Here is a 23675-nt window from a genome sequence, read left to right as displayed (position 1 = left end):
GTATACTTTTTTACATTGTTCTATTTTTTGTACAAAAATAAAAAAAAATTTTTTTATTTACAAAAAATTATCAATTTGTAATAAATTATCATTTACTTTTTGTAATAATAATAGTAAACTGTTACTAGAACATACAATTTGCATACAAAATATTTTGATAGAGTATTTTCTTCTCTTATAGCAATTATAGTTATGACAAAAAAGTATTTTCGTTGTTTGTATATTATACTACACGGAAATGCTATGTTTTTATGAAAAAAGAAATTTTTCTGAAAAAGTGGTTGAGAAGTATTTCATTTTGTATTAAAATAATTTTTGTTCATTTTATGCACTTGTATGATTTATAGTAAAATTGCATTACTCTAACAGTCAAAATTGACCAAAAAAATTTATTGAACAGAGGGGGATACTATGCAAGCTTTAACGTTCAAACGTGGAGTTCACCCACCAGATGGCAAAGCACTTTCTGCAGAACAGCCTATCAAAGTGATACTCCCAAAAGAAAATTCAGAATTGTTTTTCCCTATGTCCCAGCACATAGGTGCACCTTGTGAACCATTAGTTGCTGTAGGCGACTATGTAAAGGTAGGACAAAAAATAGCAGAATCACCTGCTTTTATGTCTTCTCCTATTTTCTCCAGTGTTTCTGGTGAAGTGGTAGATATTCGTCCTATGCTTGTTCCAGGTGGCAACATGGTAAAAGCTATTGTTGTAAAAAATGATGCCAAAATGGTAGAAGTAGAAGGACTCAATGAAGCTCATGATTATACTACTATGAGCAATGAAGAAATTCTTAACTGCATCAAAAATGCTGGTGTGGTTGGTTTAGGTGGTGCTGGTTTTCCAACACACGTAAAACTAAACCCTCCTAAAGACCAGCCTATTGACTACATACTTATCAATGCAGCAGAATGTGAACCTTATTTAACTTGTGACTACCGCATTATGCTTGAGGAGTCTGAAAAAGTAGTAAGAGGATTACAAATAATGCTGAAATTACACCCTAATGCAAAAGGTGTAATAGGCATTGAAATGAACAAACCAAAAGCAATTGAAGCAATGACAAAAGCCTGTGAAGGTATTTCAAACATTACTGTACAACCTCTTGTGACAAAATTCCCACAAGGTTCAGAAAAACACCTTATTTATTCTATTACAAAAAGAGAAGTAAAATCAGGTGCTTTACCTGCTAGTGCTGGTTGTATTGTTGACAACGTAGATACTGTTGTTGCTATTGAAAGAGCTTTATTCAGGGGCAGACCTCTTATGAGAAGAATTATGACAATAACTGGTGGTGCTGTAAAAAATCCAGGCAACTACAAAATCAGAATTGGTATGACTATGAGAGATATTGTTGAAGCAATAGGCGGTTTTAAAGAAGATAATCCACCTGCAAAACTGATTGCTGGAGGTCCTATGATGGGTCCAACTCTTTTCACACTTGACGTAGCTACAGTAAAAACATCTTCTGGTCTTTTATGCTTTACAGCAGAAGAAGCTTTTATTCCAGAAGAAAGAAACTGTATTCGTTGTGCAAAATGTGTTGACCATTGTCCAATGGGCTTAATGCCTTTTATGCTTAATCAATTTGCAATTCGTGGCGATGGAGAAAACTTTGTAAAACATCATGGCTTAGATTGTATTGAATGCGGAAGTTGTTCTTTTGAATGTCCCGCAAAACGTCAGTTAGCACAGTCTATCCGTGCAACAAAGAAAATTGAAGCTGGTAAAAAAGCCGCTGCTGCTGCAAAAGCAAGAGCAGAAGCAGAAGCTGCAAAAGCAAAAAGTTAATTATAAAGGGGGATAAATGAAAATGGATAAATTTATAGTATCAGGTACCCCTCATGTCCGTTCTAAGGACTCTATTCAGGGCATTATGCGTGATGTGTTAATCGGACTAACTCCCGCAGCATTGATGGGTATTTATGTATTTGGTATTAACGCTTTGGTAATTATGGTGCTTTCCATAGCCTCAGCAATGTTATTTGAATATTTATATCAAAAATTGATGAAAAAACCTATTACCATTACAGATTTAAGTGCAGCCGTAACAGGTTTACTTTTAGCAATGAATATGCCAGCATCTTCTCCTTATTGGATGCCTATTGTTGGTAGTGCTTTCGCTATTATTATTGCAAAACAACTTTTTGGTGGTTTAGGTCAAAACTTTATTAACCCTGCATTAGCAGCAAGAGCATTTTTATTAGCTTCTTATCCAACTGCTATGACAACATGGCCTGCTCCTGCTGGTCAGGCAGTAGATGCTGTATCTGTAGCAACTCCTCTCGCTTTATTAAAAGCTGGAGAAATTACATCAGCTACAAATGGCGATATGGTAAACGCTCTTGTTGGTACAGTTGGTGGTTGTATTGGTGAAACAAGTGCTATTGCTTTAATTATCGGTGGTGTTTATTTAATCGTAAGACATGTAATCAGCTGGAGAATTCCTGTTGTTTATATTGCAACAGTATTTATATTAACAGCATTGATTGGTAGAAACGGTGTCAGAATTCCTCAATATGAAATTCTTGTAGGTGGTTTAATGTTAGGTGCTTTCTTTATGGCAACTGACTATGCTTCTTCTCCTGTTACACCTGTTGGTCAGATTATTATGGCTTTAGGCTGTGGTTTACTTACCACTTTAATTCGTATATTTGGCGGTTATCCAGAAGGCGTTTCTTACTCTATATTAATTATGAACCTTTGTGTTCCTTTGATTGACCGCTTCACAGAACCTAAGATATTTGGTGCTTTGGAGGTGAAAAAATCATGAAAGATATTGCAAGACCAGCATTCGTATTATTGATTATTACAGCTGTTGCAGCAATGCTTTTAGGTATCGTTTCCGAAACAACAAAAGCAGCTATTGAAGAACAGTCTGCAAAAACAGAAGCAGAAGCTATGGCAGCAGTTATGCCTGATGAAGGTGTTGAATTTGAAACACTTTATGATACTGCAAATGGCGATACAATAGAAGGTACTATTAAAAAAGTTGCTATAGCAACAAAAGGCGGAGAAACAATAGGTTATGTTTTAACAACTGCTCCAAGTGGTTTTGGTGGCGAAGTATCTACTATGGTTGGTGTTGACATGAGTGGTACTGTAACTGGTTTAAGAGTATTATCTCATGCTGAAACACCTGGACTTGGTGCATTGGCTACATCACCTGATTTTTATGAACAATTCGCTGGAAAATCTGGTAACATTCAAGTAACAAAAGATGGTGGCGAAATTATTCCTATTACAAGTGCTACAATTACTTCTAGAGCTGTTTCTGATGGTGCAAACGAAGCAGTACAATGGGTAAATGCAAACGGAGGTGCTAATTAATGGGCAATCCAGTTAAAATAATTAAAAATGGTATTATAGACGAAAACCCAACATTTTCACAGGTTATTGGTATGTGTCCTACACTGGCTGTTACCAGTTCTGCTATAAACGGTATTGGTATGGGACTTTCTACAGCAGCCGTTTTAATTTGTTCTAACTTGTTTATTTCTCTTTTAAGAAAAGTTATTCCAGACAAAGTTAGAATACCTTGTTTCATTGTTGTTATTGCAACATTCGTTACTATCATACAGTTTTTATTACAGGCATATTTGCCTTCTTTGAACGCATCATTAGGTCTTTACATTCCTTTGATTGTTGTTAACTGTTTGATATTGGCAAGGGCAGAAGCATTTGCTTCTAAAAATTCCCCTATTGATGCTATATTTGATGGTATTGGTATGGGTCTTGGCTTTACAGTAGCACTTGGTTTCTTAGGTCTTGTACGTGAATTTATTGGTGCAGGTACATTATTCAATGTTACTGTATTACCAGATGCTTTCCCAAAAACATTATTATTTGTTATGGCACCTGGTGCTTTCTTTACACTTGGTTGCTTAATGGGATTGTTAAATTACTTCAAAAATAAGAAAAAAGCGTAAGGAGGGGGAAAATAAATGAATTTGATATTATTAGTATTAGCTGGTATTTTTGTAAACAACTACGTTTTATCACAGTTCTTAGGTATCTGCCCTTTCCTTGGTGTTTCCAAAAAGGTAGAAACAGCGACTGGTATGGGTGTTGCCGTAATATTCGTTATTACAATTGCCTGTGCAGCTGCTTATATGGTTTATAACTTTATATTAGTACCATTAAATATTACATATCTCTATAACATCGCTTTCATATTGGTTATTGCTGCATTAGTGCAGTTTGTAGAGATGTTTTTGAAAAAATCTTCACCTTCTTTATATCAAGCACTTGGTGTTTTCTTACCTTTGATTACAACAAACTGTGCTGTATTAGGTGTTGCTGTTGTAAATATGCAAAAAGGTTATAACTTTATTGAAGCAATATTAAATGGTATAGGTGGTGCAGCAGGTTTTGCACTTGCTATTATACTATTTGCTGGTATTCGTGAAAGAATAGAATTTAATGATACACCAAAAGCATTTGATGGTTTCCCTTTGGCACTTGTTACAGCTGGTATTATGTCAATCGCCTTTTTGGGTTTCCAGGGCTTAATCAAAATTTAAACAAGGAGTGTGCAAATAATGGATATTATGAATATTATTAACCCAATCATAAGCATTGGCGGCTTGGGTGTTGTTCTTGGTGCAGGCCTTGGTTATGCAGGCAAATTATTTGCTGTAGAAGAAGACCCAAAACTTGGAGAAGTGCTTGAAGCATTGCCTGGTGCAAACTGTGGTGGCTGTGGTTTTCCTGGCTGTGGTGGTTGTGCAGCTGCTATTGTTGCTGGTACAGCTCCAGTAAATGCTTGTCCTGTTGGTGGTGCAGCTGTTGCAGCAAAAATAGGCTCTATTATGGGTATAGAAGCTGGTTCAGCAGAGCCAACAGCAGCATTTGTAAAATGTCAAGGTACTTGCGATATAGCAAAAGAAAAATATACATATTTTGGTCTAGATGATTGTACTATGGCTATGCAATTAGCTGGTGGCGGTGCAAAAAGTTGTACTTATGGTTGTCTTGGTTTAGGAAGCTGTAAAAAAGCTTGTGCTTTTGATGCAATTGAAATTGTAAATGGCATTGCTGTAATTGATAAAGATAAATGTGTTTCTTGTGGTAAATGTGTTTCTACTTGTCCAAAACACATTATTGAATTACTTCCTGTCAAAAAGAAAGTAAAAGTACAATGTTCTTCTAAAGACATGGGTAAAAATGTAAATGCTGTATGTTCTGCAGGTTGTATTGCGTGTAAAATTTGCGAAAAAAATTGTCCTTTTGATGCAATACACGTTGTGGATAATTTAGCAGTAATTGATTATGACAAATGTAAAGCGTGTGGCATTTGTGCAAATAAATGTCCAAAAGGTGTCTTGACAGGCAAAAAGCCTGCTGCTCCAAAAGCAGACACCCCAGTAGCAGAAGCAAAAAGTGAATAAATTCTTTAAAAGGCCTGCTTTATAAAGCAGGCCTTTTTTATTTCTTTGATGTCTATTTTTATATCTTACATAGCAAACAATAAAATGTCAGTAGATAATTAAAATGGAATTGTAAAGAAGTATAAACAAATGTTTTAAAGTCAAGAAAGGAGAGTTTTCTTGTGCATCAAAATCATACTACTCAAAAATATCATTCTTTGGTTACAAGTATTGCTTATTTTATCAGTATTATAATGATTTTTTCTATTTCATTGATATTTTTATCTAATTATTTTACTACAAAACAATTAATTACAAATTCTATGCAGAAAACAATAGAATATACTTTAAACTACTATGAAAAATCTATTAATGATTGGCTTTCCCTTAGAATTGCTCAAATTGATAGTGTAGGAAATTCTATACTTTCTACTCCCTTAGAATTACGCAGCGAAGAACAACTTTTTCAGCTTGTAGAACAATCTACAAATTTTGGTGCTGATTTTGGTGTAGTATCAGATTACGTTGTTTTAACTACAGGAAAAATGATTTCTGGTGATGGTTGGATACCTGATGAAGATTTTAATGCACTAGAAAGAGATTATTATATCAATACTATCAAAAAAGATGGTCTTTATATTTCTACTCCTTATATAGATGCTACAGATGGCACTTCTATTGTTATCACTATAGCAATGCCTCTAAAAGAGAAAAATGGTGAGCTTTACGGCATTATTGCTCGTGATTTATCTATTAATGCTGTAAAAGATATTGTAAATGAATATTCTGCCTCAGATGGTTCTTATTTTTATTTATTGGACAATGAAAATAATATTTTATTTCACTATAACTCTAACTATCAAACAACAGATATGAAAACAACAAATATACAAGATTTTTCTGAATTAGACTTTCTTAATGATATTACAAATAATTCCAGCATACAATTATATAAAGATTATGATGGAAAAGAAAAATATTTTGTTGCAGTAAAAGAAGAAAATTCCAATTGGACAATTGGCTTTGTTTTTCCTAAAAATATAATATCACAGCAATTGTTACATCAAATATTTATCAATTTATTTGTATTTATTATAGCATTAGTTATTTCTATATTGTTATCTATTAAAATGCTTTTTAATAGATTACACCCACTAAAAGAAATTATAAATATTGCAAAACAAATTGAAAAAGGAAATTTACGCACTTCCATTATACCAAAATATCATGACGAAATTGGTATACTCGCACAAACTTTTTCAAATACAGCAAAATATTTAAATGACATAATAAAAGAAATTTCTTTTATATTAACACAAATTTCAAATAGTAATTTAAATATACATACCAAACAAAATTATTATGGAGAATTTTCTGAAATTGAAACGGCTTTTTATTATATTACAGAAAATATGAACAATATAATACAGCAAATTACCCATTCTTCTTTACAAGTTTCTAATGGCTCTTTTGAACTTTCTAACAATGCACAATTATTAAGTCAAGGAGCAACAGAACAGTCTGTGCAGATTGATGCTCTTGTGAGTCATATCAATCAAATTACAGAAAATATAAAACAATCTGCTCAACAATGTAAATTGGCAAGTGAATTAACACAATCTGTAAGCAAAAAATTAAATCAAGACAACACTCAAATGAAACAAATGATTTCAGCTATGTCTGATATATATACTTCTTCACAAGAAATTGAAAATATTGTTGGAACAATTGAAGATATTGCTTTTCAAACAAATATATTAGCTCTAAATGCTTCTATTGAAGCAGTAAAAGCTGGCTCTTATGGAAAAAGTTTTGCTGTAGTAGCAGAAGAAGTGCGAAATTTAGCTAAAAAAAGTGCAGAAGCTGCAAAAAATACAAGAATACTTATTGAAAACTCTATAGCTGCTGTTAATAATGGCGTTTCTACAGCAGATATTACAGCACAATCTTTAAATGAAACTTTAAAAGATACACATACTGTTGCAAATACTATTGAATTTGTTTCGAAATCTTACTCTGCACAATATACTGATATGCAGGAAGTAACAAACAACATACAGCAAATATCAAACATTATACAAACAAATTCTGAAGCTGCACAACAATGTGCTCAAACAAGCAAAGAACTTTCTCATGAAGCAGAAAATATGAAAACACTTGTCAATCAATTTCATTTAATTGATAAACAATAGTATTCAAAAACATTGTTTTATACTAACTACAATATTATAATAAAATAAATTATTTTTTATCATTATTTTTTTATTTTATACATATTTTTTAATAAAATATCTTGCATTTCAAAAAAATATGATATAATGTTATAGTATTGTTAAATTGATTTATAAATCCTAAAGAGGTGCGACCATGTTACAGAAATTAATATTAGCAACAAATCTTTTTTCTAGAGCAAATTTATTAAAACAATTAGATGTCCCTTTTGAAGAACTACATTGCAAAATTGAAGAAAAAGAAATTGAGATTGATAACGAATATTCTCCTTATGAATGGGTAAAATCTATCTCAACACAAAAAGCAATGTCTGTTTTAGACAGAGTAGAAGGAGAGGCTATTATACTTGGTATAGATACCGTTGTAACAGATTTTGGAAAAATATTACATCGTCCCAAAAATAAACAAGATGCTGTTATTATGCTCAAAAAATTACAAGGACGAAAACATACAACTTATACAGGTTTAACTGTAATATATCATCATGCTGATGGTTCTTATGAAACAGACAGTTATGTAGATGGTGTAGATGTTTATATGCACCATCTTTCTGATAAAATGATTGATGCCTATACAGAAACAGACGAACCTTATGATAGGCCTGGTGGTTATTCCATTACGGGAAAAGGTGCTCTTTTAATTGAACATATTTATGGCGATTACTATACACTTGCTGGTTTACCCCTTCGTCTTTTAAATAAATCTTTATTAAAACATAATATTGATATGATAGATTTTTGGATTAAACCACAATAAACTTTATTTTAGGCGGTTCGTATTGATTTACAGCCGTCTTTTTTTATTTCTTTGTGTACAAAAAAAATGTTATTATTGAAATACAGTCAAAAAAGCGGTATGATTACAAGTAAGCTGTTTATCATTATATATATCTATTTATAAAAAATATTTTGCTTAGTTTTAATAAAATTGAAAATACTAAATTTATATAACACAAATGAGAGGAGAAAATTTTATGTTTTCAAAAGACATGGGAATTGATTTAGGGACTGCTAACACCCTTGTATATATGCCGGGAAAAGGAATTGTTGTAAATGAGCCTTCTGTTGTTGCAATCAACTTACAAACAAAAGAAGTTCTTGCTGTTGGCAATGAAGCAAAAGACATGATAGGTAGAACACCTGGCAATATTGTAGCAATACGCCCTATGAAAGATGGTGTGATTGCAGATTTTGATACAACACAGGCTATGTTAAGATATTTTATAAACAAAGCTTGCCCTCGCTCTATGTTTGGCCCAAAACCTAGAGTAGTTGTTTGTGTACCTTCTGGTGTAACAGAAGTAGAAAAAAGAGCTGTATTAGAAGCAGCTATTTCTGCTGGCGCAAAAGACAAAGATACCTATTTAATTGAGGAGCCAATGGCTGCTTCTATTGGTGCTGGTCTACCTGTAGAAGAACCTACTGGTAGTATGATTGTAGATATTGGCGGAGGCACAAGTGAAGTTGCTGTAATATCATTAGGTGGTATTGTTACAAGCACTTCCCTTCGTATTGCAGGTGATGAATTAGACAACTATATTGTAAATTACATCAAAAAAGAATTTAATCTTGCTATTGGCGACAGAACAGCAGAAGAAATTAAAATTGGCATTGGTTGTGTATATCCTACTGATGAAGTACGTGAAATGAATGTAAGAGGGCGTGACCTTCTTTCTGGTTTACCAAAAACAGTAGTTGTAACATCTACTGAAATTATGGAAGCTTTACATGAACCTGTTTACTCTATTATTGATACTATAAAACAAACATTAGAAGCAACTCCTCCAGAGTTAGCTGCTGATGTTATGGAAAGTGGTATTACATTAACAGGAGGAGGTGCTTTATTACGTGGACTTGATTATTTAATTTCTGATGAAACAGGTATGCCTGTACACATAGGGAATGAACCTCTAAATTGTGTTGCTACAGGTACTGGTTTAGTTTTAGAACATATTGACACGTTAAAAGCAGTATTGATTTCACCAAGAAAAATAAGATTTTAATTAAAGTATAGGGAGTATGTATTGTGGAATTTTTTGAAGAACACAAAAAACAAATTATGTTAGCCACCATTGCAATACTCATTGTTGTAATATTTGTCACTTATGGCAGAAAAACAAAAGCGACTTTTGTAGAAAGTGCTCTTGGTTTTGTAATTACTCCTGTACAGGAATTAACAACAAATGTAGGAAATTGGTTTGGCAGTAAAATTGACTGGATACAAAACAAAGACAATTTAGCAGCAGAAAATGAACAGTTAAAAAGACAAATTGCTTTATTAGAAACGGAAAATAAAAGATTACGAAGATATGGCACTGAAAATCAAAGATTATCTGAATTATTAAAAATTTCTCAAAAATATGCAGATTATCAAACAACTGGCACACAAATTATTGCAAAAGACCCTGGTAACTGGTATGATGTTTTTTTGATAAATAAAGGCAAAAATGATGGTTTAGAAGCAAATATGGTTTTAACTTCTCCTAATGGTTTAGTAGGCAAAATTATAGAGAGTGGTGATACTTATTCTAAAGCTTTATCTATATTAGATAGTAGAAGCTCTGTACCTGCCATGAGCCAAAGAACAGAAGATTTAGGTGTTGTAAAAGGAGAATATTCTCTTATGAACAATGGTCTTTGCCGTATGGAATATATTGACTCTGAGGCTGAAATTATGGAAGGTGACGAAATTGTCACCTCTCACCTCAGCGATGTATACCCTCCTGGTATTACAATAGGCAAAGTAAAAGAAATTAGAACAGAAGCAAACGGTTTAACTAAATATGCCATTATTGAACCTTATGTTGATTTTAAACATCTAGATACCCTTTTAGTCATTGGTGATGTATTACAGCAAAATACACAGGAGGAAGCACAATGAGGGTTTTTATTACGGCCATATTTATTATCATAAATTTTTTAATACAGTCTACTGTATTACATTATATTGAAATACGTGGTGTGATACCAAACACCACAATTATATTAATTGTTTCTTATGCTCTTTTAAGAGGTAGTACAGAAGGTGCTATTGTTGGTTTTTTTACGGGATTATTGCAGGATATATTTTTTGGTACATCAATAGGTTGTTTTACACTTCTTAACATTGTTACAGGGTATTTATTTGGTAGAGGCAATCACGATTTTTACAGAGAAAATTATATTCTTCCTATGATGTTATGTGCTATTGCCGTTTTTTTATATGAAACTATTATATATATCATTAGTTTTCTACTTCGAGGACAATTAAACTTTTTATATATATTAAGCAACACATTATTACCAGAAACCGTTTATTCCTGTATATTTACTATTCCTTTATATCGTATTTTATTTGGTACAAATGAATGGTTAGAACTAAAAGAAAAATACAAATACAGATTATTTTAAAGGCTTCCCCTTTTACTGGAGGACGTTTATGAACAGATTTCAAGAACGAATACAAGAATTTTCAAAAAACAGAATTTTTATGTTACTTTGTAGTATTATTGTTCTTTTTACAATATTAATTTCTCGCTTGTTTTTATTACAAATAATACATGGAGAAGAATATGAACAAAAATTAACAACAAGTATACTCAGACAAGTAAATTTACCTGCTTCACGTGGTGCAATTTATGACCGTTATGGTCGTCCTTTAGCTGTCAATCATGTGGCTTATTCTATACAAATTGATGATAGCATTACATTAGATTTATCAAGCTATAAATCAAAATTAGTTATGGATTTTGTAAATTATATGAAACAAAAAAATCTGCCCTTAACAGATACATTACCTATTTCAAAATCAAAACCTTATTCTTTTCAATTTAAAACGGTAAAAGAAGAACAAGATTGGAAAGAAGATATTGGTATTCCTAAAAGCATGATGGATAGTTCTGCAGAAGAAATACTTACTTATTTTGAAAGTAAACTGAATATTCCTTCTCAATTTTCTGAGGAAGAAAAAAGAAGTATGATTTCATTTTATATTTCTGTCAATGACAGAAATCTTATGGTACTCTCTTTATTGAAAATACTAGAAGAAAATAATGAAACATTAGTAGACGATTTGCCCATTACACAACAACAACCTTATAGCTTTTTATTTGATGACAACAAAGGAAAAGAACTTTCTTGGAAAAATACAGTACAAATGACAACAACAGAAGAACAGTCTTATGATGCTACACAAACTGTTACTTATTTACAAGATTATTTTGGTATTCCTAAAGAGTTACCTATAGATATTGTAAGAAAAGCAATCGGTATTCGTTATGCTATGTATTTACAGCGTTTTTATCGTTATCAACCTGTTACTATAGCACTAGATGTTTCTACAAAAACACTTGCAAATGTAGAAGAAATGAATGACATATTTCCTTGTATTATCATAGGAACAAATTCTTTAAGAGATTATCCTATGGGAAAATATTTTGCTCACATTGTAGGGTATACCAGAAAAATGACAGATGCTAACTATAAAATTTATAAAGATGATGTAGACGAAGAAGGCAACAAAATATATACTATGAATGATATTGTAGGACAATCTGGTATTGAGTCACTTTATGAAAGAGAACTGAATGGTAAAGATGGAGAAATGATAGTAGAAGTAGACAGTATGGGGCGTCGTATGAATACTATAGAGTCTAAAAATCCAGTTTCTGGTCAAGATGTTTTTTTAACATTAGATGCTCGCCTTCAAAAATCCGCTTATGATATACTAGAAAATACATTGAGAGATGTTATAAAAACAAAACTTAATGGTGGTGGTACTACATTGCAAGAATTATTTAGTCGTATGCTTGCTGATAACACTATTTCTATTGATAAGATATGTAATTCTGTGGAAGGAGAACAATATATTTTATATCAAAAAATACTAGAGCAAGACCCTACATTTGAATTGAGAGAACTTACAGAAGAAGAAAAAAAACAAGGAAAGGCAAATCCGAGAGATTTTGCACTACAAACATTAACTTCAGCTATTGACAGAGGAGAAATTTCTCAAAAACAACTGATACTAGTATTGATTGAACAAGGAAAATTTACAGCAGACGAACAATATTTATTTAATATTCAAAATGGTATTATTTCTCCTTTGCAAGTTATCAATGATAAATTAGACTCTGGAGAACTAACACCTGGTGATACCAATTTAGACCCTTGTACTGGTTCTGTTGTAATTTCTCGTGTAGACTCTGGAGAACTTTTAGCAAGTGTCACTTATCCATCTTATGATACAAATGAGTTTTCTAACAATTTTAATAACAGCTACTATATTGATTTAATTCATAGAGCAAGCACAACACCACTTGTAAACAGACCTATGTCAGAAAGAAAAGCTCCTGGTTCTACATTCAAAATGATACCAGCTTTAGCAGGATTAGAAACAGGTGTTATTGCACCTAACACTACCATAAGAGATTTAGGTTATTTTACAAAAGCTGCAAAGCCTTATCCAAAATGTTGGATTTATGGCAGCAGTGGTGGCACACATGGTGCCATTAATGTAGCTCATGCTTTGGAAGTATCTTGTAATTATTTCTTTTATGAACTTGCCTATCGTTTAGGAAATGCTTCAGAAGGCACTACATTACAAGGTATTTCTACATTAAATGAATATATGGCAGCATTTGGATTAAATGATAAAACAGGTATAGAAATAGGAGAAAGTTCTCCTATGATGGCTACACCAGCACACAAAGAACGTTCTATACGCACTATCAATCCTAACGCCTCACAATCTCAAGTACAATGGACAGATGCCGACTCCATACGTACTTATATTGGGCAATCTGTAAACAATTATGCTCCTATTCATATGACAAAATATATTGCAACATTAGCAAACGGTGGCACAAGATACAAAATGCACTTAGTATCTAAATTAGTAAATGCTGAGGGTAATACTACACAAAAAGTAGAAGAAGTTGTAGAAAATATATTAGAATTACAACCGCAAAATTTAGATATTGTACATCAAGGTATGCTTCTTGTTACATCTGGACAAAGAGGAACATTACGTGCAATATTTAGAGATTTTCCTATACAAGTTGCAGCAAAATCTGGTACAGCTGAAGAAGATAAATCCAGAAGCTCTCACAGTTGGTTTGTTTGCTTTGCACCTTATGATGACCCACAAATTGCTATTACAGTATTACTGCCTTATGGTGAAATTTCTGGCTCGCCAGCAGCAGTTATTGCAAGAGAAATTATAAGGGATTATATGGGTTTAAATTATCAGCCTGAAAATCATTATATGGAAAATATACTCACACAATAATGGGGGGAAATCATTATGAAACAAGAAAATTTTGTTATGTTTAAAGGTACAAAAGATGGTATCAATATTTTATTGCAGCAAGATATTTCTTTTTCAGAACTAAAAGAACTTTTTGAAAAAAAAGTAATAGAGTCTGCTAAATTTTTTGAAGGCGTCAAAACTTCTATTGCTTTTCAAGGAAGAACACTTTCTCAAGAAGAAGAAACTGCTCTTTTAGATATTATTACAGAACACACTACTATGAACATCACATTTATTAGAGATGGAAAAAAAGAAGATACTACCCAAACAATACCTGAAGGTGTTACTTTACCTGATGATATGCAGCAATATTATATTACAAAATATCACAAAGGTTCTATACGCTCTGGACAATGTCTTACATTTGATGGTAGTGTTGTAGTAATAGGAGATGTAAATCCTGGTGGAGAAGTCAAAGCTTCCGGAAATATTATAATATTAGGACAGCTAAAAGGAATTGCACATGCTGGTTGCAACGGTATGACGGACGCTTTTGTTTCTGCATTATATATGATACCTGTACAGTTGCGTATTGCAGACATTATTACACGCTTTCCAGAAGAAAACAAAAAAGGGCCTAAACCGCCAGAATTTGCCTATATAGAGGAGGGGCAAATATATGTTATGCCTCTTGCTTGAAGAGCACAGCCTCACAAACAAAATCAAAAGCGTCGTCATATGCTGCTTCAAAAAGCAATTTCTCTCCAGTATTTTTCAGGCTTGCAGCATATCAAAAATGTATGGAAAAAATAATGATTTTCTGTGAGGCTTGGGGACCTCTCCATAGTAAAAATAATGTGTTTTTTGTATCTTCTGTCGTTTTTTAATACAGTAAATCATAATTTGCTAAAAAAAAAGAGTGCAAAATGGTAATACTTTTGTTAATATATAAATATACAAGCTATTTTTATATTAAATGGAAAACAGTTTGAAAAATTATTCATTTTCGGCTTACATTGTCGAAATGCTAAAAATATGATGAACCGCAGTAGCGGAAAAAGTCAATTCCAGAACTAGGGGGAACAATACATGAGTGAAGTTATCGTTATAACAAGTGGAAAAGGCGGTGTTGGTAAAACAACCACCAGTGCAAATATTGGTTGTGGTCTTGCACTCACTGGTAAAAAAGTTGCACTTGTAGATGCAGATATTGGACTAAGAAATCTAGATGTCGTTATGGGACTGGAAAATCGCATTGTTTACGATTTAGTAGATGTTGTAGAAGGTAATTGTAGACTAAAGCAAGCATTGATTAAAGATAAACGTTACAATAGTTTATTTTTATTACCTGCTGCACAAACTAGAGATAAAGATGCTGTTTCACCTGAACAAATGCAAAAACTTTGTGAAAATTTAAAAGAAGAAGAATTTGATTATATTATTATAGACTGCCCTGCTGGTATTGAACAAGGTTTTAAAAATGCCATTGCTGGTGCAGACAGAGCAATCGTAATTACAACACCAGAAGTATCTGCTGTAAGAGATGCTGACAGAATTATAGGCCTTTTGGAAGCAAGCGGTTTAAATGACCCTACACTAATTTTAAACAGGCTTCGTGTAGATATGGTAAAACGTGGTGATATGATGAGCATAGACGATGTTACAGAAATACTTGCTATTGAAATATTAGGCGTTGTACCAGATGATGAAAGTATTGTTGTGGCAACAAACAAAGGAGAACCTGCTGTTACAGATGAAGAGTCTTTTGCCGGACAAGCTTATCGCAATATTGTTAAAAGGATACAAGGAGAAGATGTCCCTATTATGCGTTTTGAAAGAGATGCAGGTCTTTTTAATAAAATTTTTAAAAAATTTCGTCGTAGTTAAAGATAAAGGAAGTGTTTTTTAATGGATTTTCTTAATTTCTTTAAAAAGAAAGATAGTACTGCATCAAAAAATGTAGCAAAAGATAGATTAAAATTAGTATTAGTACATGACCGTGTAAACTGTTCTTCTCAAATACTAGAAATGTTAAAAACAGATATTATAAAAGTAATATCTAATTATATGGAAATTGATGAAGAAGAATTAGATATTCAAATTACACAAACACAATCTGATGATAATACAGGTACTGTTCCTGTGCTTTATGCCAATATTCCTATCAAAAGTATGCGTAAAGTAAGTCAAGATTAAAATAATACATATTTTATTTTTTGCTTATTACAGACCGAATTTTTTTCGGTCTGTCATTATTTTATCTGATTTTGCAAAACATTGTTCTTTTTATGTGGTGGATACTTTATTGATGTTATTCATTATAAATCAATTTATAAAACAAATTTACAACATTATCGTATACATTTTTATATAGGAGGTTTTCTTTTATGAATGTAAAAAAGCAGCTTTCTAATTTAGACTTTTGGCTAATTGGTGCTATCTGTATACTATCTATATTTGGTATTATATGTATTGGTAGTGCTACACATATTAATTTAGGTGCAGACCCTGATAATTTTTATAAGCAGATGATTTGGTTTGTTATAGGTCTTGCTCTTATGATAATTGCTTCTCTTGTAGATTATGAAGCTTTATCTCAATTTTATATACTTTTTTATTTATTAAATATATTGTTATTAGTTGCTGTATTATTTTTAGGCTCAAATGTAAATGGTGCTACTCGCTGGATTGCCATAGGCCCTATTAATGTACAACCCTCTGAATTTGCGAAATTAATTATGATATTTTTTTTGGCTAAACTTTTAACAAAAAAGCAGGAACAAATTAATCAACTTCCTACTCTTTTATTGGTTTGTATTAGTGTTGTTATTCCTGTTGCTTTGATACAAGAACAACCTTCTCTTTCTGCTAGCCTCGTACTTCTTGCAATATTATGTATTACATTGTTTGTAGCTGGCATTGATTTTAAAATTATAAGGCTTGTGCTTTACATTGTAGTACCAGCAATTGCTTTTGTATTATGGGACGTTAGCCTTGAAAAACCATTTATTATGGACAAAATATTAAAACCTCATCAATTTACAAGAATATTAACATTTGTTGACCCTAGCCGTGATATGGACTCTTATTATCAAACAGAAAAAGCAATAAATGCTATTGGTTCTGGTCAGCTTAATGGAAAAGGACTTTATCAAGGTACTCTTAATCAATTAAGTTATTTGCCTGAACCTCATAATGATTTTATTTTTTCTGTTATTGGAGAAGAATTTGGATTTATTGGTTGTGCTATTGTATTGTTGTTGTTGCTTTTTATCATATTTCGTTGTATATTAATAGCAGTATCTATTCGTGATTTGTTTAGCCAGCTCATTGTAGTAGGCGTTGCTGGTATGATTGCTTTCCAAACATTTATTAATGTTGGTGTTGCAACAGGCATTATGCCAAATACAGGTATGTCTTTGCCATTTGTTAGCTATGGCGGTAGTTCCATGTGGACAAATATGACTGCAATTGGTTTAGTATTAAATATCGGTATGAAACGTTCCAAATCGCTTTTTGAGGGGGTTTAAAATTTACTTCCATACTCTTTTAAAATTGATTGAACTATGTGCAAATGTGATGAAAACAATACGAGCATTTTGTTCGTTTTGATAATAACTATACTTTAGATAAATGAAACACCAATTATCTAATGACAAGTTAAAAATTCTCACAAAAGAAAACGCAGGTTGCAGCGTTATATATCACAAAAGATATAAAAAATAAAGAAAGGAGAAATTACGACAAAACTTGCAGCATTATAATAAAATAGAAATAAACTTTTTAATAATATTATAAAAGTTTATCATTTATTATAATTTTTTCGTAATAGTTTGAATTATGAATATAGCTTTAATTGCACACGACAACAAAAAAAAATTGATGGAAAATCTTTGTATTGCGTACCGTCATATACTTTGTAAACATGAATTATATGCTACTGGTACAACAGGTCGTCTTGTAGAAGAAACTGCAAATCTTATTGTTCATAAATATCTAGCAGGCCCTTTAGGTGGGGAACAGCAGCTTGGTGCACAAGTTGCCAGCAATGATATTGATTTAGTAATTTTTTTAAGAGACCCTGTAACACAAAAAAATTATGAACCTGATATTAATTCTATATTGCGTCTTTGCGATATGCACAACATTCCTCTTGCAAGCAATTTAGCTACAGCAGAAATATTGCTTCTTGCTTTAGACAGGGGTGATTTAGATTGGAGAAACGTGGTGAAATGATATGTCTTTGTATATAAAAATATTATTAATCTATACACTCATTATAAATATAGCATTATTTTTTACAATGGGTTTTGACAAACATTGTGCTGTAAAAGAAAAGCGACGTATTCCTGAAGCTACTCTTTTTATACTAGCATTATTGGGTGGCAGTATAGGTGGTTTTTTATCTATGAAGTTATTTCATCATAAAACAAAAAAGTGGTATTTTTATGTAATTTTTGTGTTAGCTTTGTTTTTTCAAATTATATTATGGATATTACTTTTTTCTAAGTCAAAAACATTTTTGTTACTTCCAGAAGCGACAAGCAGCTATATCATGACATGGATATGATACAAAATAAAAGCCATTGGAAGTATTTTCCCAATGGCTTTTATGGCGACTATTTTACACCAAATACATGTCTTCCTATTGATGTTGTAATAGGTACAGACCATATCCACCTACTTGTTGCTGTGGCTGGGTTCCAATAATATAATGCACCATTTGTAGGATCCCAACCATTTAAAGCATCTTGTGCTGCACGAAATGCTGTATCATTTGGTGTTAATGTAATTTGACCATCTCTTACAGCATCAAATGCTCCTCTTTGATATACTACCTCTGCAATAGAATTAGGAAAGTCTTCACTAGATACTCTATTTAATATTACTGCACCTACTGCTACCTGTCCTTCATAAGGTTCTCCTCTTGCTTCTCCATGTATTGCTGAAGCCAACAAATATAAATCTTCGTCAATATTGCTTTGTCCTGTTTGTCCTATGCCACTGCTTCCTGTTCCAGAAGAAATTCCTAATGCTCTCAACGTTGCCTCTCCTGCAATACCATCTGCTGTCAATCCATTATCTCTTTGGAATGATACAATTGCGTTATATGTGCCTGTACCATAAATACCATCTACATTTCTTGTATAATATCCTCTATTTTTCAGTGCCTGTTGCACATCTCTTACAAGCTGTCCTCTTGTACCCCAAGAAACATAAGAAATTGTTGTAACTGTTTCATTTTTATTTTTATAATATAATGCTGCTGATGCTGTCAAAAATACACAACATAGTAAAAAAATAATTTTACACATTTTATTTTTCATAGTATCACTCCAAAACAACTTTTTCAATGTTACTTTCTTTCCTGCCACCATTCTACTATTTTAAATTTTACATTAGTACTTATTTCTTGTTCTGCATTATCTACTATGCAAAACTCTTCTTCTGTTAAACTTCCTTGTAAGCGGATTTTACTTTCTTCTGTTACTTCTGAACAAGCAACATCTACATAACACAAAGGAGGATATACCACACACCACCAATTTTTTCCTTTTGCTTCTCCTATTTCTACACGCAATGCCTCATACATTCCAGCAGGAAATGATAATTCTCCATATTTTTTTAATGGAAATACAGTATTTTCTAAACTTACCTTTACATCATAGTCATATCCTTGCCTAGTAATTTCCTGTAATGCTATATTTTTTATTCTATCCATATTATTTTTTAAATATTTCTTTGTTTCTTCTTTGTCATGATATTTTTCTAATTCTTCTCCTAATTGTTGTAATATTGCATCTCTTACAGCTAATTTTAAATTTTGGTCATTTTCTGCATCACTATTTGCTAATACATGGAAACGTATTACTTTTTGTGCTATACCACTTTGTATATGTTCTGAATATACTTTTGTAGCATAAACAGTACAACACAGCAAAAATATCAGTGTAAAAATGCAACACCACACAATATTTTTTTTCTCCATTTTTAATATATATTTCGTTCTATAATATGTATATGCCAATCCTTTCATATTTTCACCTGCTTTTTTATTTGATGAAAAAAGGATTGACCACAATATCAAATTTTATACCTCTTTATTTAAAAAAATAAATTAGTCTACAACACCTATTGTTCTAATTTTTACAGAAACATTTACATCAAATACTACATTTTGTATTATTTCATCTGCATCATTTCCATATTTTTGATAAAGTTGTATACTTTGTTTTTTTAATTCAGAAACTATATCAAATATATCTTTTTTATATTTTTTTTGTGCTAATGCTATTGTATTTTCTATTTCTGATTTTATGATGATTTCAAACATATTTTCTATTTCATTTAATGAACTGCTTTGAAATATATTTCTACTTTCCAAACTGCTTCCTTCTGCACTGCCTTCTATAAAAAGTTTTACATGACAAATAAGCTGATTATTTTCTTCTGTAAAATATAATTTACTTTTGTTTTTATAAACCCACATAGGAATGGTGTTATTTTGCCAAATTCCTTCTATTACAGCCCCTTTTCCTTCTTCTTGCAATAATAATACCCCTTGTTCTTGTTTATCTGTTAAATCGCCAATAAAAGCGTAATCACTTAGTGCAATGCCTCCTCCTATTTTAATGCCCTGTTCTGTTGCTGTAATTTTAGGTAATATACTACTACCTTGACTTTGTCTTAGTTCTCTTAAAAATGTTTCTAAATCTAATTTTTTTGTTACAGCAACATCTTGTGCTGTATTTTTATAAAAATCCCATATAAAAAGTCCTGTAGAGGCGTCTTCTTTTAATATAGCATTGACACATTCTCCTGCACTACCTTCTGTACCTAGTAATATAATTTTTCCTGAAATATCTTGATTTCTTTCTAATTCGTCTAATATAGATTGTAAATATTGTTTTTGTTGAAGTAGTTCTTTTCCTAACACCACTGTTTTTAATTGTCCTAAATAGACTTGTCTACTGCTATAAGTATCTGCTTGTCTTATAGCTGCTGCGATACTATCTCCTTTTACTGTAATGCCTTTTTCTGGTGCTTCACTATTACTACTTTCTTCTCCGCTATTCATTGCAGAAAGTTGTGCAGGTGCTAATGTTAGCAAATATTTGTTATCATCATCACTTTTATCTATACCCATTGTAATAATATAACTTCTATCTTCCATTTCTTTATTGTCCCAACAGCCAGTAAGGAAACAAACTACTAATATTACAAATACTTTTTTGATATATTTCATATTTGTTTCCCCCTTTTTATATTATCTATTATCAAAAGTAAAACAGGTAATACCAAAATATAAAATGTACCTCCATATTTTTTTAATATTTCCATATACTCGTTTGTACTTGCTACATCTTGAGGAAGAACTGTCACTAAAAATACAATTACCATAACAAAAAACATCCATTTTCTTGCAGGTATTTTTTTATTTTTATTTTGCTGCATTCTTTCAAACAGTATTGTAACAAAAAACAATGCTGCACTTACAGAGGCAAATATGGAAACTACCCAAAACCACAACATAAATATATCTTGTCTATCTAAAAAAGAACCTGGCAATTGTAACGAGTCCATCATTTGAAGCACTGGAAACAATTTATTTACTACAGAATACTGTCCAAAAACTGCAATGGTTAAAAGCGTAATAAGTGTCATAAAAAATGCAATAATGAAACCTGCTTCTAACATACCCTTTTTTGCTTTTTTAGGGCGTTGCAAATAAGGAAATACCAAAAATAAAAATTCTAATCCTTGAAAAGAAAGTATTGTATACCATGCCCCTTTTGCAATATCAGAATTACTATGGCTTAGTATAGGACGCAAATTACTATAATCTGCTGTAAAAACTGCCAAAAGCATTAATATTAAAAATGGCACAAACACAAATATAAACAATATTTCTCCTGTTCTGGCACGACATTCATACCCTATTGCAGATACATAGCCACAAATCAGAAGCATAGCAAGTGCTGTTACAAATATAGGTGTACGAAAGAGCATAGACTGTCCTATCATTTCACAAAATATACGCAATTCCAATCCTGCCCCTATCATTATTTTTATAGCTAGTCCTAATGACAAAAGCAATCCTATAGGGCGACTAAGCAATATTTGAGAAATTTCTACTACTGTTTTATTGGTATGTCTTTGTCCCAATGTCGTAAACACAAGTGTAAAAATTGCCATAATTATACTGCCTAAAAGTACTGCAATATAAGCATCATTTCCTGCTACATTTACTGTTTGTCTTGGAAGTGTTACAACACCTGTACCAAACAAATCTAATATCAATAATGCTTGTAACTGTCTTATTGAAATTTTGTCATTTTCGGAAAACATTATATTTTGCCTCCCTTTTCTCTTTGTCTATGTTTGTCATTAGAAAAAATAGGTCTTTTTTTCATAAACCATAATGGTAAACGGAATATACTATCCTCTAAATCATTATAATTGTTTACTGATGCGGAACAAAAAGGATATAAAAATGGTATATGAAAGCTCTTCAAACTTGCCATATGAATTAGCATTAATATTAGTGCTAACCAAAAACCATATAATCCTAATATTGCAGAAAACAATAATACAATATATTTCGTCAAACGTAATCCTGAAACCAAAGCAATATTGGGAATAACAAAAGTACATATTCCTGTCAATGCAGAAACAATTACAACACTTGGACTAACAATACCTGCTTCTACGGCTGCCTGTCCTATAATAATGCCTCCTACAATGCCTATTGTGGAACTGACAGGAGAAGGCAATCGAATACCTGCTTCCCTCAAAAGTTCAAAAGCTAATTCCATTATTAATATTTCTCCTACTGCCGGAAAAGGAATATTCTGTCTTGTTTCTGCTATTTTAAGTGCCAAATTAGTAGGTATCATAGATGGGTGAAATACTGTCAATGCAATATACAATCCAGGTAATGCCACCGCTAAAAATCCTGCACAATATCGTATTAATCTTATAAAACTCATAATTTCCCATCTGTCATAGTAGTCTTCTGCTGCTTGAAAAAATACATTTAATGTTGCAGGTGCTATTACAACAAATGGAGTATTATCTATTACAATTACAACACGTCCCTCTAATAATGCAGAGCTTGCTTTATCTGGGCGTTCTGTCATTTGCAATTGTGGAAAAGGCGAAAGCCATCTATTTTCTAAAAGCTGGTCAATATATCCACTGTCTAATATTACGTCAATATCAATTTGATTAATTCTATTTTCTACTTCTTGTAATATTTCTTTTCTTACTATATCCTCTATATACAATATTGCAACATCTGTTTTACTTCTTTTTCCCACTTTTGTCCTTTTTACTTTTAATTTGGTATCTCTTATTCTTCTCCTTATCAGTACAATATTGGTTGCTCCTATTTCTGTAAAAGCATCTTTAGGTCCTTGCACAACTACTTCTGTTTTTGCTTCACTTACTCCTCTAGAAGGAAATCCTTTTGTAGAAGCCTGTAATGCAATGTCATTTCCGTCCATGAGCAATATAGTATCTCCCAAAAGTACCGCATCAAATATTTCTTGAAATGTTTTAACTTCTGTCATTTCTCCTATAGCAATGACCTCTTCATTTAATCTTTTAAGCATACCCTCCTTTTTGCCGTCAATGCGACAGCGGTTCATAATATTTGTTAGTATGCTTTCCTCTATAGCACTACCATTTACAATATTGTCTGTATATACCATATATACAGCAATTTCTTTTTTCTCTCCTACAAAAAAACGCCTTTTTACAATATCACCGCAATATTGAAAAGCATTTTCTATTACAGCAATATTTTTTTCTAAATTTTTTGAAATCTGTTCCAACAGACATCAC

Annotated in this window: 23 protein-coding genes; 18 read left to right on the top strand and 5 right to left on the bottom strand. The window is 31.9% G+C overall.

What is annotated here, in order from left to right:
- Window positions 1–411: 411 nt before the first annotated feature.
- The 18 genes from rsxC (at window position 412) to C820_RS05120 (ending at window position 18399) form a co-directional block, all read left to right on the top strand.
- Window positions 412–1791, top strand: coding sequence for an electron transport complex subunit RsxC (gene rsxC, locus C820_RS05205; protein ID WP_004037524.1), 1380 nt, complete (start codon window positions 412–414; stop codon window positions 1789–1791).
- Window positions 1792–1807: 16 nt separating this feature from the next.
- Window positions 1808–2773, top strand: a complete 966-nt coding sequence (locus C820_RS05200; protein WP_035296788.1) for an RnfABCDGE type electron transport complex subunit D — start codon at window positions 1808–1810, stop codon at window positions 2771–2773.
- Complete coding sequence (locus tag C820_RS05195; protein ID WP_004037528.1) at window positions 2770–3330, top strand: RnfABCDGE type electron transport complex subunit G; 561 nt, start codon at window positions 2770–2772, stop codon at window positions 3328–3330. Before C820_RS05200 ends, C820_RS05195 begins: the two co-directional genes overlap by 4 nt.
- On the top strand, window positions 3330–3929 hold the full coding sequence (rsxE, locus tag C820_RS05190; RefSeq protein ID WP_004037530.1) for an electron transport complex subunit RsxE: 600 nt from the start codon (window positions 3330–3332) through the stop codon (window positions 3927–3929). The genes C820_RS05195 and rsxE overlap by 1 nt, the downstream gene beginning before the upstream one ends.
- A gap of 15 nt (window positions 3930–3944) precedes the next feature.
- Complete coding sequence (rsxA, locus tag C820_RS05185; RefSeq protein ID WP_004037532.1) at window positions 3945–4523, top strand: electron transport complex subunit RsxA; 579 nt, start codon at window positions 3945–3947, stop codon at window positions 4521–4523.
- A gap of 18 nt (window positions 4524–4541) precedes the next feature.
- Window positions 4542–5390, top strand: coding sequence for an RnfABCDGE type electron transport complex subunit B (locus C820_RS05180; protein WP_004037534.1), 849 nt, complete (start codon window positions 4542–4544; stop codon window positions 5388–5390).
- 161 nt (window positions 5391–5551) lie between these two features.
- Window positions 5552–7561, top strand: coding sequence for a methyl-accepting chemotaxis protein (locus C820_RS05175; protein ID WP_004037536.1), 2010 nt, complete (start codon window positions 5552–5554; stop codon window positions 7559–7561).
- A gap of 175 nt (window positions 7562–7736) precedes the next feature.
- Window positions 7737–8357, top strand: coding sequence for a nucleoside triphosphate pyrophosphatase (locus tag C820_RS05170; protein ID WP_004037538.1), 621 nt, complete (start codon window positions 7737–7739; stop codon window positions 8355–8357).
- Window positions 8358–8574: 217 nt separating this feature from the next.
- Window positions 8575–9603 carry a rod shape-determining protein gene (locus C820_RS05165; protein ID WP_004037540.1) on the top strand — a complete coding sequence of 343 codons (1029 nt, stop codon included), beginning with the start codon at window positions 8575–8577 and terminating at the stop codon, window positions 9601–9603.
- Window positions 9604–9626: 23 nt separating this feature from the next.
- Complete coding sequence (gene mreC, locus C820_RS05160; protein ID WP_004037542.1) at window positions 9627–10481, top strand: rod shape-determining protein MreC; 855 nt, start codon at window positions 9627–9629, stop codon at window positions 10479–10481.
- Entirely contained in the window at window positions 10478–10990 is a 513-nt protein-coding gene (gene mreD, locus C820_RS05155) for a rod shape-determining protein MreD (RefSeq protein ID WP_004037544.1), read from the top strand. The genes mreC and mreD overlap by 4 nt, the downstream gene beginning before the upstream one ends.
- Before the next feature lie 28 nt (window positions 10991–11018).
- Complete coding sequence (locus C820_RS05150) at window positions 11019–13868, top strand: penicillin-binding transpeptidase domain-containing protein (RefSeq protein WP_004037546.1); 2850 nt, start codon at window positions 11019–11021, stop codon at window positions 13866–13868.
- 15 nt (window positions 13869–13883) lie between these two features.
- Complete coding sequence (gene minC, locus C820_RS05145; RefSeq protein ID WP_004037548.1) at window positions 13884–14528, top strand: septum site-determining protein MinC; 645 nt, start codon at window positions 13884–13886, stop codon at window positions 14526–14528.
- 390 nt (window positions 14529–14918) lie between these two features.
- Window positions 14919–15716 carry a septum site-determining protein MinD gene (minD, locus tag C820_RS05140; protein WP_004037550.1) on the top strand — a complete coding sequence of 266 codons (798 nt, stop codon included), beginning with the start codon at window positions 14919–14921 and terminating at the stop codon, window positions 15714–15716.
- Between the two features lie 21 nt (window positions 15717–15737).
- Window positions 15738–16025: a cell division topological specificity factor MinE gene (gene minE, locus C820_RS05135; protein WP_004037552.1), complete on the top strand. Its 288-nt coding sequence runs from the start codon at window positions 15738–15740 to the stop codon at window positions 16023–16025.
- Between the two features lie 191 nt (window positions 16026–16216).
- Window positions 16217–17359: a rod shape-determining protein RodA gene (gene rodA, locus C820_RS05130; protein ID WP_004037555.1), complete on the top strand. Its 1143-nt coding sequence runs from the start codon at window positions 16217–16219 to the stop codon at window positions 17357–17359.
- Window positions 17360–17669: 310 nt separating this feature from the next.
- Window positions 17670–18065: a methylglyoxal synthase gene (locus tag C820_RS05125; RefSeq protein ID WP_004037557.1), complete on the top strand. Its 396-nt coding sequence runs from the start codon at window positions 17670–17672 to the stop codon at window positions 18063–18065.
- Window position 18066: 1 nt separating this feature from the next.
- Entirely contained in the window at window positions 18067–18399 is a 333-nt protein-coding gene (locus C820_RS05120) for a DUF1294 domain-containing protein (protein WP_004037559.1), read from the top strand.
- A 49-nt stretch (window positions 18400–18448) separates the two neighbouring features.
- Here C820_RS05120 and sleB read toward each other — a convergent pair whose 3' ends face one another.
- The 5 genes from sleB to C820_RS05095 all read right to left on the bottom strand — a co-directional run bounded on the left by sleB (window position 18449) and on the right by C820_RS05095 (window position 23665).
- A complete protein-coding gene (sleB, locus tag C820_RS05115) occupies window positions 18449–19156 on the bottom strand; it encodes a spore cortex-lytic enzyme (RefSeq protein ID WP_004037561.1) in 708 nt (235 codons plus the stop codon).
- 29 nt (window positions 19157–19185) lie between these two features.
- Window positions 19186–19866: a stage II sporulation protein R gene (gene spoIIR, locus C820_RS05110; protein WP_004037563.1), complete on the bottom strand. Its 681-nt coding sequence runs from the start codon at window positions 19864–19866 to the stop codon at window positions 19186–19188.
- A gap of 81 nt (window positions 19867–19947) precedes the next feature.
- Window positions 19948–21075: a Ger(x)C family spore germination protein gene (locus tag C820_RS05105; RefSeq protein WP_004037565.1), complete on the bottom strand. Its 1128-nt coding sequence runs from the start codon at window positions 21073–21075 to the stop codon at window positions 19948–19950.
- Window positions 21072–22178, bottom strand: a complete 1107-nt coding sequence (locus C820_RS05100; RefSeq protein ID WP_004037567.1) for a GerAB/ArcD/ProY family transporter — start codon at window positions 22176–22178, stop codon at window positions 21072–21074. Before C820_RS05100 ends, C820_RS05105 begins: the two co-directional genes overlap by 4 nt.
- A complete protein-coding gene (locus tag C820_RS05095; protein WP_004037569.1) occupies window positions 22178–23665 on the bottom strand; it encodes a spore germination protein in 1488 nt (495 codons plus the stop codon). Before C820_RS05095 ends, C820_RS05100 begins: the two co-directional genes overlap by 1 nt.
- Window positions 23666–23675 lie beyond the last annotated feature (10 nt).

This window comes from Clostridium sp. MD294, assembly GCF_000364165.2.
In the GTDB taxonomy this organism is placed as follows: domain Bacteria; phylum Bacillota; class Clostridia; order Lachnospirales; family Anaerotignaceae; genus Coprocola.
This window is presented reverse-complemented; position numbering and strand designations above follow the sequence as displayed.

What these genes read in the sequence shown, in the direction of transcription:
- rsxC (WP_004037524.1), top strand. Translation starts at nt 412, where the DNA reads ATGCAAGCTTTAACGTTCAAACGTGGAGTTCACCCACCAGATGGCAAA.
- C820_RS05200 (WP_035296788.1), top strand. Translation starts at nt 1,808, where the DNA reads ATGAAAATGGATAAATTTATAGTATCAGGTACCCCTCATGTCCGTTCT.
- C820_RS05195 (WP_004037528.1), top strand. Translation starts at nt 2,770, where the DNA reads ATGAAAGATATTGCAAGACCAGCATTCGTATTATTGATTATTACAGCT.
- rsxE (WP_004037530.1), top strand. Translation starts at nt 3,330, where the DNA reads ATGGGCAATCCAGTTAAAATAATTAAAAATGGTATTATAGACGAAAAC.
- rsxA (WP_004037532.1), top strand. Translation starts at nt 3,945, where the DNA reads ATGAATTTGATATTATTAGTATTAGCTGGTATTTTTGTAAACAACTAC.
- C820_RS05180 (WP_004037534.1), top strand. Translation starts at nt 4,542, where the DNA reads ATGGATATTATGAATATTATTAACCCAATCATAAGCATTGGCGGCTTG.
- C820_RS05170 (WP_004037538.1), top strand. Translation starts at nt 7,737, where the DNA reads ATGTTACAGAAATTAATATTAGCAACAAATCTTTTTTCTAGAGCAAAT.
- C820_RS05165 (WP_004037540.1), top strand. Translation starts at nt 8,575, where the DNA reads ATGTTTTCAAAAGACATGGGAATTGATTTAGGGACTGCTAACACCCTT.
- mreD (WP_004037544.1), top strand. Translation starts at nt 10,478, where the DNA reads ATGAGGGTTTTTATTACGGCCATATTTATTATCATAAATTTTTTAATA.
- C820_RS05150 (WP_004037546.1), top strand. Translation starts at nt 11,019, where the DNA reads ATGAACAGATTTCAAGAACGAATACAAGAATTTTCAAAAAACAGAATT.
- minC (WP_004037548.1), top strand. Translation starts at nt 13,884, where the DNA reads ATGAAACAAGAAAATTTTGTTATGTTTAAAGGTACAAAAGATGGTATC.
- minD (WP_004037550.1), top strand. Translation starts at nt 14,919, where the DNA reads ATGAGTGAAGTTATCGTTATAACAAGTGGAAAAGGCGGTGTTGGTAAA.
- minE (WP_004037552.1), top strand. Translation starts at nt 15,738, where the DNA reads ATGGATTTTCTTAATTTCTTTAAAAAGAAAGATAGTACTGCATCAAAA.
- rodA (WP_004037555.1), top strand. Translation starts at nt 16,217, where the DNA reads ATGAATGTAAAAAAGCAGCTTTCTAATTTAGACTTTTGGCTAATTGGT.
- C820_RS05125 (WP_004037557.1), top strand. Translation starts at nt 17,670, where the DNA reads ATGAATATAGCTTTAATTGCACACGACAACAAAAAAAAATTGATGGAA.
- C820_RS05120 (WP_004037559.1), top strand. Translation starts at nt 18,067, where the DNA reads ATGTCTTTGTATATAAAAATATTATTAATCTATACACTCATTATAAAT.
- sleB (WP_004037561.1), bottom strand. Translation starts at nt 19,156, where the DNA reads ATGAAAAATAAAATGTGTAAAATTATTTTTTTACTATGTTGTGTATTT.
- spoIIR (WP_004037563.1), bottom strand. Translation starts at nt 19,866, where the DNA reads ATGAAAGGATTGGCATATACATATTATAGAACGAAATATATATTAAAA.
- C820_RS05105 (WP_004037565.1), bottom strand. Translation starts at nt 21,075, where the DNA reads ATGAAATATATCAAAAAAGTATTTGTAATATTAGTAGTTTGTTTCCTT.
- C820_RS05100 (WP_004037567.1), bottom strand. Translation starts at nt 22,178, where the DNA reads ATGTTTTCCGAAAATGACAAAATTTCAATAAGACAGTTACAAGCATTA.